Raw genomic sequence first — 12,334 nt, forward strand, 5'->3', positions numbered from 1 at the left:
AACCCCCCCCAGCTGGAACCAGCCCGGCCGTCTCGGTCGGGCGCCTGTGAGGACGGTGTTGATGACCACGCCGCAGTATCGGGACGCGCACCGGGCACCCGCCCTGTCCGCCCCTCCCACGGCATCCGGTCTGTACGACCCCGCCGCCGAGCACGACGCGTGCGGCGTCGCCTTCGTGGCGACGCTCCGCGGCACGCCCGGACGCGACATCGTGGACGCGGGGCTCACGGCCCTGCTCAACCTGGACCACCGCGGCGCGGTGGGCGCCGAGGAGAACAGCGGCGACGGCGCGGGGATCCTCACGCAGATCCCCGACGCCTTCGTGCGCGACGTGGTCGACGCCGAGCTCCCGCCCGCCGGGCACTACGCCATCGGCATGGCGTTCCTCCCGCAGGACCCCGAGGCGGCCGCGACCACGGCCCGCGCGGTCGAGGCGATCGCCGCCGAGGAGAAGCTCGAGGTCCTCGCCTGGCGCGACGTCCCCGTGACGGCCGACCTCGTGGGCCCGAGCGCGCGCGCGTCGATGCCGCTGTTCCGTCAGGTCGTCGTGGCCGACCCGTCGCGCGAGCTGGCCGGCGTCGACCTCGACCGCCGGACGTACCGTCTGCGCAAGCGCGCGGAGAACGAGCTCGGACTCTTCTTCGCGTCGCTGTCGGCGCGCACGCTCACCTACAAGGGCATGCTCACGACGGCGCAGCTCGAGCCGTTCTTCCCGGACCTGTCCGACCCGCGGTACGCGAGCGAGATCGCGCTCGTGCACTCGCGGTTCTCGACGAACACGTTCCCGTCCTGGCCGCTCGCGCAGCCGTTCCGGATGATCGCGCACAACGGCGAGATCAACACGGTGCGCGGCAACCGGAACTGGATGGCCGCGCGCGAGGGCACGCTCGCGAGCGACGCCCTCGGCGACCTCGCGCCGCTGCTCCCGGTGTGCTCCGACGGCTCGAGCGACTCGGCGAGCTTCGACGAGGTGCTGGAGCTGCTGCACCTGTCGGGCCGCTCGCTGCCGCACGCCGTGCTCATGATGGTCCCGGAGGCGTGGGAGAACCACGCCGAGATGGACCCGGACCTGCGCGCGTTCTACGAGTACCACTCGACGCTCATGGAGCCGTGGGACGGCCCCGCGTGCCTCAACTTCACCGACGGCACCCTCATCGGCGCGGTCCTCGACCGCAACGGTCTGCGCCCCGGGCGCTACTGGGTCACCGAGGACGGCCTCGTCGTGCTCGCGAGCGAGGCGGGCGTGCTCGACCTCGACCCCGCGACGATCGTCCGCAAGGGCCGTCTCGAGCCGGGCCGCATGTTCCTCGTCGACACCGGCCAGGGCCGGATCATCGAGGACGAGGAGATCAAGTCCCAGCTCGCGGCGCAGCGCCCGTACGCGCGGTGGGTCGCGGAGAACGCGGTCTACCTCGACCAGCTCCCCGAGCGCGAGCACGTCGCGCACAGCCCCGCGTCGGTCGAGCGCCGCCAGCGTGCCTTCGGGTACACGCAGGAGGAGCTCAAGGTCATCCTCACCCCGATGGCCAACACGGGCGCCGAGCCCCTCGGCGCCATGGGCACGGACACGCCCATCGCCGTCCTCGCGAAGCGCCCGCGCCTGCTCTTCGACTACTTCACGCAGATGTTCGCGCAGGTCACGAACCCGCCGCTGGACGCGATCCGCGAGGAGCTCGTCACGTCGATCGGCGGGGCGATCGGCCCCGAGCCGAACCTGCTCGTCGACACCCCGGAGCACGCGCGCAAGCTCATGCTGCCGTTCCCGGTGCTCGACAACGACCAGCTCGCGAAGATCATCCGCGTCGACAAGGACCCGAACCTCGCGGGCGTCTTCCGCGCCGTGACGATCAAGGGCCTGTACCGCGTCGCGGGCGGCGGCGAGTCGTTGCTCGCGCGGCTCGAGGAGATCTTCGCCGAGGTCGACGCGCACGTCGCGGCCGGCGCGAGCTTCATCGTGCTGTCGGACCGCGACTCGGACGCCGAGCACGCGCCGATCCCGTCGCTGCTGCTGTCGAGCGCGGTGCACCACCACCTCCTGCGGCGCCACACGCGCACGCAGGTGTCGCTCGTCGTCGAGGCGGGGGACGTGCGCGAGGTGCACCACGTCGCGCTCCTCATCGGCTACGGCGCCGCCGCGGTGAACCCCTACCTCGCGATGGAGACCGTCGAGGACCTCGCGCGCCGCGGCTACCTCGCGGTCGACCCGGCCAAGGCCGTCGCGAACCTCATCAAGGGCCTCGGCAAGGGTGTCCTCAAGGTCATGAGCAAGATGGGCATCTCGACCATCTCCTCCTACCGCGGCGCCCAGGTCTTCGAGGCCGTGGGTCTCTCGCACGACCTCGTGCAGGCGTTCTTCACGGGCACGACGTCGCGCCTCAGCGGCATCGGGCTCGACGTCGTCGCGGCCGAGGTCGCGGCGCGCCACGTGGACGCGTACCCGCGCTCCGGCAACCACCGCCCGCACGTCCGCCTGACCACGGGCGGCGAGTACCAGTGGCGCCGCGACAGCGAGGAGCACCTGTTCGACCCGGAGACGGTGTTCCGCCTCCAGCACTCGACGCGCGAGCGTCGGTTCGACATCTTCCGCGAGTACACGCACCGCGTGGACGAGCAGTCCTCGCGGCTCATGACCCTGCGTGGCCTCCTCGAGCTGCGCGAGGGCGAGCGCCCCGCGGTGCCGCTCGACGAGGTCGAGCCCGTGAGCGAGATCGTCAAGCGCTTCAACACCGGCGCGATGTCCTACGGTTCCATCTCGGCCGAGGCCCACGAGACCCTCGCGATCGCGATGAACCGCCTCGGCGGTCGGTCGAACACGGGCGAGGGCGGCGAGGACCCGGAGCGCCTGTACGACCCGGAGCGTCGCTCGAAGGTCAAGCAGATCGCGTCGGGCCGCTTCGGCGTCACGAGCGAGTACCTGACGAACGCCGACGACATCCAGATCAAGCTCGCCCAGGGCGCCAAGCCCGGCGAGGGCGGTCAGCTGCCGGGCCACAAGGTGTACCCGTGGGTCGCGAAGACCCGGCACTCCACGCCGGGCGTCGGCCTCATTTCGCCGCCGCCGCACCACGACATCTACTCGATCGAGGACCTCGCGCAGCTCATCCACGACGCGAAGAACGCGAACCCGGCGGCGCGCGTCCACGTCAAGCTCGTCTCCGAGTTCGGCGTCGGCACGGTCGCGACGGGCGTGTCCAAGGCGCACGCGGACGTCGTCCTCATCTCGGGCCACGACGGCGGCACGGGCGCGAGCCCGCTGACGTCGCTCAAGCACGCGGGCACGCCGTGGGAGATCGGCCTCGCCGAGACGCAGCAGACCCTCGTGCTGAACAACCTGCGCGACCGCATCGTCGTGCAGGTCGACGGGCAGATGAAGACCGGGCGCGACGTCGTCGTGGCCGCGCTGCTCGGGGCCGAGGAGTTCGGCTTCGCGACCGCGCCGATGGTCGTCTCGGGCTGCGTCATGATGCGCGTGTGCCACCTGGACACGTGCCCGGTGGGCGTCGCGACGCAGAACCCGGAGCTGCGGGCCCGCTTCACGGGCAAGCCGGAGTTCGTCGTGAACTTCTTCGAGTTCATCGCGGAGGAGGTGCGCGAGTACCTGGCGCGCCTCGGGTTCCGGAGCATCGAGGAGGCGATCGGCCACGTCGAGTACCTCGACACGCGCCAGGCGATCGACCACTGGAAGGCGCAGGGTCTCGACCTCGCGCCCATCCTCGAGAAGCCCGTCCCCGTCGAGGGCGCGTCGCTGCGGAACACGACGACGCAGGACCACGGCCTCGAGAAGGCGCTCGACAACCAGCTCGTCGCGCTGGCCGAGGACGCGCTGGAGCGGCGTGAGCCGGTGCGGATCTCGCTGCCGGTCCGCAACGTCAACCGCACGGTCGGCACGATGCTCGGCCACGAGGTGACCAAGCGCTTCCGCGGCGAGGGCCTGCCGGACGACACGATCGACGTGACCCTCACGGGGTCCGCCGGCCAGTCGCTCGGGGCCTTCCTCCCGCGCGGCGTCACGCTGCGCCTGTTCGGGGACGCGAACGACTACGTCGGCAAGGGTCTGTCGGGCGGGCGGATCGTCGTGCGGCCGGACCGCAACGCGGTCCTCACCGGGTCGAGCAACGTCGTCGCCGGGAACGTCATCGGCTACGGCGCGACGTCGGGCGAGATCTTCCTGCGCGGTCGCGTCGGGGAGCGCTTCGGCGTCCGCAACTCGGGCGCGACGCTCGTCGTCGAGGGCGTGGGCGACCACGGGTGCGAGTACATGACGGGCGGCACGGTCGTCGTGCTGGGCCCGACCGGGCGCAACTTCGGCGCCGGCATGTCCGGCGGCACCGCGTACGTGCTCGACCTGCGCGAGAGCGCCGTGAACACGAGCGCGCTCGCGACCGGCGAGCTCGGGCTGAGTCCGCTCGAGGACGCCGAGGTCGCGCTCGTCGAGCGGCTCGTCCGCCGTCACCACGAGGAGACCGGATCGCCGCTCGCGGCCGAGCTGCTCGAGGACTTCGCCACGGCGGTGCAGCGCTTCACGCGCGTCCTGCCGACCGACTTCGCCCGCATGCGCTCGGCGCTCGAGAAGGCCGAGTCGGCCGGTCTCGACCCGGCCGCGCCCGGCGTGTGGGACCAGATCTTGGAGGTGGCCCGTGGCTGACCCCCGCGGATTCCTGAAGGTGCGGGAGCGCGAGCTCCCGCCGAACCGCCCGGTGGCCGTGCGCCTGCGGGACTGGAAGGACGTGCACGCGCACCTCGAGGAGGGCCAGCCGTTCCTCAAGGAGCAGGCAGGCCGCTGCATGGACTGCGGCATCCCGTTCTGCCACCAGGGCTGCCCGCTCGGGAACCTCATCCCCGAGTGGAACGACCTCGTCTACCGCGAGCAGTGGGCCGACGCGATCGACCGCCTCCACGAGACGAACAACTTCCCGGAGTTCACCGGTCGCGTGTGCCCGGCGCCGTGCGAGTCGAGCTGCGTGCTCGGCATCAACCAGCCGCCCGTGACGATCAAGAACGTCGAGGTCTCGATCATCGACGAGGCGTTCGACCGCGGGTACGTCACGCCCCAGGTGCCCCAGCGGCTCACGGGCTTCACCGTCGCGGTCGTCGGGTCCGGCCCCGCCGGGCTCGCCGCCGCGCAGCAGCTCACGCGCGCCGGGCACACCGTCGCGGTGTACGAGCGCGACGACGCCGTCGGGGGCCTGCTTCGCTACGGCATCCCCGACTTCAAGCTCGAGAAGCACCACATCGACCGCCGCGTCGCGCAGATGGAGGCCGAGGGCACGCGGTTCCGCCCCGGCGTCGAGATCGGCGTGGACATCACGTGGGACGACCTGCGGGCGCGCTACGACGCCGTCGTGGTCGCGACCGGCGCGACGGTGCCGCGCGACCTGTCGGTGCCCGGGCGCGAGCTCGGCGGCATCCACTTCGCGATGGACTTCCTGCACCAGGCGAACGCGGTCGTGGCGGGGCACGAGGTGCCCGACCAGATCACGGCCACCGGCAAGCACGTCATCGTCATCGGTGGCGGCGACACGGGCTCGGACTGCCTCGGCACCTCGCTGCGCCAGGGCGCCGCAAGCGTCACGACCCTCGCGATCGGCAAGCAGCCGCCGCTCGAGCGGTCCGCGACCCAGCCGTGGCCGACCGACCCGATCGTGTTCGAGGTGTCCTCGTCCCACGAGGAGGGCGGCGAGCGCGAGTTCCTCGCGTCGACCGTCGCGTTCCTCGGCGACGAGAGCGGGGCCGTGCGCGCGCTGCGCGTCGCGGAGACCGAGTACCTGCCCGACGGCCGTCGCGTGCCCAAGGAGGGCACCGAGCGCGAGATCCCCGCGGACCTCGTGCTCGTCGCGATGGGCTTCACCGGACCGGAGACGGCTGCCCTCACGACCCAGACCGGCGCGGACCTCACGGGGCGCGGCCTCGTGGCGCGCGGCGACGACTTCGCGTCGTCGCTGCCCGGGGTCTTCGTGGCCGGCGACGCCGGTCGTGGGCAGTCGTTGATCGTGTGGGCGATCGCCGAGGGGCGGGCGGCGGCGGCATCCGTCGACGCCTACCTTCAGGGAGGGACCGAGCTGCCCGCGCCCGTGCGCGCGAACACCGTGTCCTTGCGCGCTTGACGTGCACCCCGACGCCGGATGTCCGGCGCCGGGACGATGAGCGGGGCATCCTAGGGAGGGGCACCCCGCGACGACCGGCTCCTGGCCGGTCGGAAGACTAGAGGCTGGAGATATGCGCAGAGCAAAGATCGTCTGCACCATCGGACCCGCGACCGAGTCGAAGGAGCAGCTCCGCGCGCTCGTCGACGCGGGCATGGACGTGGCGCGGATCAACCGCAGCCACGGCAGCGCCGAGGAGCACGCGGCCGTCTACCACGGCGTGCGCGAGGCCGCCGCCGAGTCGGGCCGCTCCGTGGCCGTCCTCGTCGACCTCCAGGGGCCGAAGATCCGTCTGGGCCGCTTCGCGGGCGACGAGAAGCACTGGCTCGAGGAGGGTGACACCTTCACGATCACGACCGAGGACGTCGTCGGGACCAAGGAGCTCGTCTCCACGACGCACAAGGGCCTGCCGGGCGACGCCCGCGTCGGCGACCCGATCCTCATCGACGACGGCAAGGTGCTCGTCCGCGTCACCGCCGTCGAGGGCCCGCGCGTCGTCACGCGCGTCGAGGTCGCCGGCCCGGTGTCGAACAACAAGGGCCTGAACCTCCCGGGTGTCGCCGTCTCCGTGCCGGCGCTCTCCGAGAAGGACCAGGACGACCTGCGCTGGGCCCTCGCGCTCGGCGCGGACATCATCGCGCTGTCGTTCGTGCGGTCCGCGAAGGACTTCGAGGACGTCAAGCGGATCATGGACGAGGAGGGCCGCACGGTCCCCGTCGTCGCGAAGATCGAGAAGCCGCAGGCCGTCGAGAACCTCGCCGAGATCGTCGACGCGTTCGACGGCGTCATGGTCGCCCGCGGCGACCTCGCGGTCGAGCTTCCGCTGGAGCAGGTGCCGCTCGTCCAGAAGCGCATCGTCGAGCTCGCGCGTCGCAACGCGAAGCCCGTCATCGTCGCCACGCAGGTGCTCGAGTCCATGACGAACTCGCCGCGCCCGACGCGCGCCGAGGCGTCCGACTGCGCCAACGCCGTCCTCGACGGCGCCGACGCGGTCATGCTCTCGGGCGAGACGAGCGTGGGCGAGTACCCGATCCTCACGGTCCAGACGATGGCCCGGATCATCGAGGCGACGGAGGAGGCGGGCCGCGAGCGCATCGCGCCGCTCGGCTCGACGCCGCACACCCGCGGTGGCGCCATCACGCGCGCGGCGGCCGAGATCGGCGAGATCCTCGGTGCGAAGTACCTCGCGACGTTCACGCAGTCGGGCGACTCGGCGCGCCGCATGTCGCGCCTGCGCTCGTCCATCCCGCTGCTCGCGTTCACGCCGCGCGAGCACGTGCGCAACGTCCTGTCGCTCACGTGGGGCACCCAGACGTACCAGGTGCCCGAGGTGGAGAACACCGACGCGATGGTCGGCCAGGTCGACACGACCCTGCAGGCCAACGGCCTCGCCGAGGTCGGCGACCTCGTGGTCGTCGTCTCCGGCGCCCCCGTGGGCCAGCCGGGCACGACGAACTCGATCCTCGTGCACAAGATCGGCGACCACTCCGACACCCGGAACTGACGTCCGGAGCTCTCACCGGAGCTGACGCCGCGCGCCCGCCACGGGCGCTCGTGCTGCCCGACGGCGGCGCCCCCTGCGCGGGGGCGCCGCCGTCGGTCGTCCTGCGCGCCCGGGAAAGCCCGCGACACGGCCCCCGGCGCGCCCCTACCCTCGCGGGATGCGAGCCGTGCCTGCGTCCCTGGACCCCGCGGTCGTGCGTCGGGTCGACGCGCGGCTGGACGCCGTCGTGCGCGACGAGGGCGTCGCGGTCCCGCTCGCGGTGGAGAGCGGCAACCGCGCGTGGGGGTTCCCGTCGCCGGACTCGGACTAGGACTGCCGCTTCGTGTACGTGCGCCCGGGGGCCGACTACCTCGACCCCTGGCCGCGGCGCGACGTCGTCGAGACGCCGCTCGACGCGGTGCTGGACGTCAACGGGTGGGACCTCGTCAAGGCCGTGCGGCTGCTCGTGCGCGGGAACGCGACGCTGCTGGAGTGGCTGCGCTCGCCGATCGTCTACCGCGGCGACCCCGCGTTCCGCGCGGACCTGCTCGCGCTCGCCGAGCGGGTCGTCGACCGCGACACCGTGCGGCGCCACTACCTGCACGTCGCGCTCGGCCAGCGGGAGCGCTGGTGGACGGCGGACGACGTGCCGCTCAAGAAGCTCTTCTACGTCCTGCGCCCGGCCGCGACGCTGCGCTGGCTGCGCGTGCGGCCGGACGCCGTCCCGCCCATGCGCCTCGCGACGCTGCTCGACGAGGGCGAGGCACCGAGCGCGGTGGTGCAGGAGGCGTCCGGGCTCGTCGCGCTCAAGGCGGTCTCGCGCGAGATGGGCGCGGGCCCCGTCCCGGCCGTGCTCCGCCGGTTCGTCGACGACGAGCTCGCCGCCGCCACGGCGGCCGTGACGGTGGCGGGGGCCGGGGCCCTGACCGCTCGCTCGGTGGCGGGGGAGTTCTTCCGGTCGGCGGTCGCGCGGTACGGCCCGGCGGGGTCGCGGTCGACGACGGCTGCGGGCGCGCCGGGCGCCGCGTCGGGGGAGTGGCGGTGACCGACGGGCGCGCGCCTCGCTCGAGCGAGCGCGGCGGGTCGGCCCTACCCTCACGTGGGTGACCAGCGACCAGATCGAGGACGTCGACCAGGACCTGTACGCGGCGGCGAGCGACCCCGACGCCGACGGCGCGGCGGCCGCCGCGCGCGAGGCGACCTTCCGCGCGCTCGTCGCGCGCCGCGACGCGCGCGAGACCGCGGAGGCGGCCGCCACCGTGTGCGAGCAGGTCCAGCAGGTGGCGGAGGCCGCCGAACGCAGCGCGCAGGACGCGCTGACGTCCGCGACCGTCGCGCACTCCGCCGCTCTCCTCGGCGACGAGGCGATCGCCCGGCAGGCGGCGCGCGACGCGAGCGCCGCCGCCCGGGAGGCCGCGCGCGAGGCGGTCGTGTTGGACACGGCGCGGCCCGAGCTCTAGACGGCGTCGGTCCGTGCGCGGGGCCCGCGGTCCGTCCGTGCCGTCCCGAGTCCCGCGGCACCGCTCGTCCTCGCCCTCTACCCTGGGCCCAGCGCTCGGCGTCCGCTCGGTGCTGACCATCCAGCCACCGGTCGACGGTGGGAGAGCGAGGTCCGTCGTGGCCCGAGCGCACCGGCGCGGGCGCTCCTCGGGGAGCACGGTCCTTCCGGCCCTCCAGGAGCGATACGACCTGATCGACGGGGTGCGGGTGTACTCCGTCGTCGCGGAGCCGGACCGGGCAGAGCGCCCGGAGGGTCGCACCGTACCCGCAGACGTGGTCCTTGTGCACGGGCTCGCGCTGTCGACGCGGTACCTGGAGCCGGGCGTCCGCCGGCTCGGGACGGACCGTCGCACCGCCGCCCTGGACCTGCCGGGCGTCGGGCGCAGCGGCCGTCCGCCGCACCTGCCGTCGATGGCCGAGATGGCGGACGTCGTGGCCCGCTGGATGGACGGGCTCGGCATGACGCGCGCGGACGTCGTCGGGCACTCGTTGGGCTGCCAGATCGTCAGTCATCTCGCCGCGGAGCGGCCCGACCTGGTCCGGCGGGTCGTCCTCGTCGGCCCCTCCCGGGACCCGGAGCACCCCCGGTGGTGGCAGAGCGCGTGGCGCCTGCTCCTCGACGGTCCGCGCGAGAGGTGGTCGCTGCTGCCGATCGCCGTCGTGGACTACCTGCGTGCCGGTCCGGTCGCGGCGGTGCGGGCCCTGAAGCAGGCGCGCCGCGCCGAGGTCAGCCACCTGGTGCAGAGCATCACGCAGCCCGTCCTCGTGGTCGTCGGGGACCGCGACCCGCTCGTCTCGGGGACGTGGGCCCGCCGACTCGTCGACGCGCTGCCCGACGGGCGGCTCGTCACGGTCCCGGGGGCTCCGCACGGGCTGCCGTACTCCAGCGTGGAGTCCTTCGTCACGACGACGCGGGACTTCCTCGACCGCGAGGAGCCGTGACGTCGAGCACCGTACGCCTGCCGAGATGAGGGGTGCCCCGGGTGGGATTCGAACCCACACTGGATCGGGTTTGAGCCGAACGCCTCTGCCGGTTGGGCTACCGGGGCCGCGCGCGGAGGTGTCCAGCCGGGCTCCGCCGCGCGGGCACCATCGAACCACACGCGCGCGCCTTCACGAGAATCACACTCCTCGGAGGGTGAAACGCGGGGGCGGCACCCGGTGCGGCGCACTACGATGAGTCCCGTGAGTGACCAGACAGCGCAGCCCGAGGACAAGCAGCCGCTCGACCTGCCCCCGATGATCGAGCCCGAGCCCGCCGCCGCCCCCGCCCCGTCGGGTCGCGCCGCGCGCCGCGCCGTCGTCGCGGAGGACGAGGCCCTGATCCGTCTCGACGTCGTCGAGACGCTGCGGGACGCCGGGTTCGACGTCGTGGGTGAGGCCGGCGACGGCGCGACGGCGGTGAAGCTGGCGCTCGAGCTCAAGCCCGACGTCGTGGTCATGGACGTGAAGATGCCCGAGCTCGACGGCATCTCCGCGGCGGAGCAGATCGGCAAGGCGCACGCCGCCCCGGTCGTCCTGCTGACGGCGTTCTCGCAGGCGGAGCTCGTCGAGCGGGCGCGCGACGCCGGCGCCATGGCGTACGTCGTCAAGCCGTTCACCCCGGCGGACCTGCTGCCTGCGGTCGAGATTGCGATCTCGCGCTACTCGCAGATCTCGGCCCTCGAGTCCGAGGTGGCCGACCTCGCGGAGCGCTTCGAGACGCGCAAGCGCGTCGACCGCGCGAAGGGCCTGCTCATGACGAAGATGGGCCTGTCCGAGCCGGAGTCGTTCCGCTGGATCCAGAAGACGTCGATGGATCGCCGCCTCACGATGCGCGAGGTCGCGGACGCCGTCATCGAGCAGGTCGGCGGCGCCTGAGCCGCCCGCCGCGCCCGGTGCGCCGCGCGGGGGTCCTGATCAGGACCTTTGTCACGGGGCTCCGGGCGGGCTATCGTCTTGGACTGGCGTCCAGCAGTTCCGGGGCGGTGAACACGGTCGCCACGTAGTGCTCATGTCGACGGCCGACGGTGCTGTCCGAGCGACGTGGACCTTCTCACGCCCCACGTCCCTCGGTGCCGCCGCCGGTCCCACGGTGCGAACGAGGAGGAGCGCAGTGCGCCCAGCAGTGGAGGTCAGGCCCGCGGTCGGTGACGACCTGCCGGGGATCGCTGTGCTGTGCTCGGAGGCACGCCGCGAGTCGGCGTCCGGGGCGCAGATCTGCGCGCCCGACGAGGACCGCCTGGTCCGGCACCTGTCGGTGCTGCTCACCCTGCCCGGCGGCAACGTGCTCGTCGCCCTGCACGACGGCCGCCCCGTCGGGTTCGTCCTGGCTCGCGTGCTCGACCCGCACCTGTTCGCGGACGAGCCGAGCCTGTACGTCGAGGCGGTGTACGTGGGGGAGGACGCCCGGCGGCGCGGCGTGGGCCACGCGCTCCTCAGCGCGACGGCCGAGCTCGCCGCGTCGTCCGGCGCGACGCACGTCTACTCCGTGCCCATCCCCGGTTCCCGCGGCGTGCAGCGCTTCCTCGCGCGACTGGGCTTCGGCCCGGTGGCCGGGCACCGCGTCGTCTCGACGGCGGTCCTGCAGCGACGGCTCGCGGCCGACCTCACCCCGGCCCGCCGGGGCACCCGCTCTCTCGAGGACCTCATCGCGCGCCGTCGGCGCGCCCGCACCGAGACGATGTCGGGGCCGGTCGACCTGCGCGAGTTCCAGGCCGAGTACAACCGCCGTGCGGGCGTGGTGACGCCGGCCGACACGCGCGAGACCCTGCCCGGCTGAGCCGGGCTCCCGCGCCCTGCGACCGGCGTCGCCCCGGTCAGCCCTGCGCGAGGATCATGCACGTGAGGCGCGCCGTGCACACGCGGCGACCCTCGTCGTCGGACACGACGATCTCGTAGCTCGCCGTCGTGCGCCCGCGGTGCACCGCGACCGCCTCGCCGTGCACCCAGCCGTCGCGCACGCCCCGGTGGTGCGTCGCGTTCACCTCGATGCCGACGGCCGCGCGCCCGGGCCCGCCGTGCAGCTGCGCGGCGATGGACCCCAGCGTCTCGGCGAGGACGACGGACGCGCCCCCGTGCAGCAGCCCCGCGGGCTGCGTGTTGCCCGCCACGGGCATGCGTGCGGTGACGCGGTCGGCCCCCACCTCGCCCAGCTCGATGCCCATGCGCTCAATGAGCGTCCCCTCGGTGCGCAGGCCCATCGCCTCGTAGGCGTGACGCGGGACGT

8 protein-coding genes, 1 tRNA gene and 1 pseudogene are annotated in these 12,334 nt (G+C 73.4%); 8 read left to right on the forward strand and 2 right to left on the reverse strand.

Features of this window, described 5'->3' with window-relative positions; genetic code table 11:
- The first annotated feature begins 61 nt into the window (after positions 1-61).
- The 6 genes and pseudogenes from gltB to B8281_RS12435 all read left to right on the forward strand — a co-directional run bounded on the left by gltB (position 62) and on the right by B8281_RS12435 (position 10,068).
- Positions 62-4,645, forward strand: a complete 4,584-nt coding sequence (gene gltB, locus B8281_RS12410) for a glutamate synthase large subunit (protein WP_061267745.1) — start codon at positions 62-64, stop codon at positions 4,643-4,645.
- On the forward strand, positions 4,638-6,104 hold the full coding sequence (locus tag B8281_RS12415; protein ID WP_085387878.1) for a glutamate synthase subunit beta: 1,467 nt from the start codon (positions 4,638-4,640) through the stop codon (positions 6,102-6,104). Before gltB ends, B8281_RS12415 begins: the two co-directional genes overlap by 8 nt.
- A gap of 112 nt (positions 6,105-6,216) precedes the next feature.
- Positions 6,217-7,647, forward strand: coding sequence for a pyruvate kinase (pyk, locus tag B8281_RS12420; protein ID WP_021480418.1), 1,431 nt, complete (start codon positions 6,217-6,219; stop codon positions 7,645-7,647).
- A gap of 157 nt (positions 7,648-7,804) precedes the next feature.
- A pseudogene (locus tag B8281_RS12425) lies at positions 7,805-8,671 on the forward strand (DNA polymerase beta superfamily protein).
- 58 nt (positions 8,672-8,729) lie between these two features.
- Entirely contained in the window at positions 8,730-9,086 is a 357-nt protein-coding gene (locus B8281_RS12430; protein ID WP_034651007.1) for a hypothetical protein, read from the forward strand.
- Between the two features lie 313 nt (positions 9,087-9,399).
- Positions 9,400-10,068 (forward strand): alpha/beta fold hydrolase, encoded by a 669-nt coding sequence (locus B8281_RS12435; protein ID WP_170963559.1) that lies wholly within the window; start codon positions 9,400-9,402, stop codon positions 10,066-10,068.
- 33 nt (positions 10,069-10,101) lie between these two features.
- Here the strand turns inward: B8281_RS12435 and B8281_RS12440 are convergent.
- Positions 10,102-10,175, reverse strand: a tRNA-Leu gene (locus tag B8281_RS12440).
- A gap of 190 nt (positions 10,176-10,365) precedes the next feature.
- Between B8281_RS12440 and B8281_RS12445 the strand changes: the two genes are divergently transcribed.
- Both B8281_RS12445 and B8281_RS12450 read left to right on the forward strand, forming a co-directional pair.
- Positions 10,366-10,986: an ANTAR domain-containing response regulator gene (locus B8281_RS12445; RefSeq protein WP_051027466.1), complete on the forward strand. Its 621-nt coding sequence runs from the start codon at positions 10,366-10,368 to the stop codon at positions 10,984-10,986.
- Positions 10,987-11,221: 235 nt separating this feature from the next.
- The gene (locus B8281_RS12450; protein ID WP_157837895.1) at positions 11,222-11,887 is read left to right on the forward strand and encodes a GNAT family N-acetyltransferase; all 666 of its coding nucleotides are present in this window, start codon (positions 11,222-11,224) and stop codon (positions 11,885-11,887) included.
- Between the two features lie 37 nt (positions 11,888-11,924).
- On the opposite strand, the gene B8281_RS12455 is transcribed toward B8281_RS12450, so the two are convergent.
- Entirely contained in the window at positions 11,925-12,308 is a 384-nt protein-coding gene (locus B8281_RS12455; RefSeq protein WP_043651213.1) for a hotdog fold thioesterase, read from the reverse strand.
- Between the last annotated feature and the right edge of the window lie 26 nt (positions 12,309-12,334).

The sequence above is a fragment of the Cellulosimicrobium sp. TH-20 genome (genome assembly GCF_002105775.1).
In the GTDB taxonomy this organism is placed as follows: Bacteria; Actinomycetota; Actinomycetes; order Actinomycetales; family Cellulomonadaceae; genus Cellulosimicrobium; species Cellulosimicrobium funkei.

Bases quoted from the DNA above. Each gene is read 5' to 3' on its own strand.
- B8281_RS12455 (WP_043651213.1), bottom strand. From the start codon at position 12,308: ATGGGCCTGCGCACCGAGGGGACGCTCATTGAGCGCATGGGCATCGAG.
- B8281_RS12445 (WP_051027466.1), top strand. From the start codon at position 10,366: ATGATCGAGCCCGAGCCCGCCGCCGCCCCCGCCCCGTCGGGTCGCGCC.
- pyk (WP_021480418.1), top strand. From the start codon at position 6,217: ATGCGCAGAGCAAAGATCGTCTGCACCATCGGACCCGCGACCGAGTCG.
- gltB (WP_061267745.1), top strand. From the start codon at position 62: ATGACCACGCCGCAGTATCGGGACGCGCACCGGGCACCCGCCCTGTCC.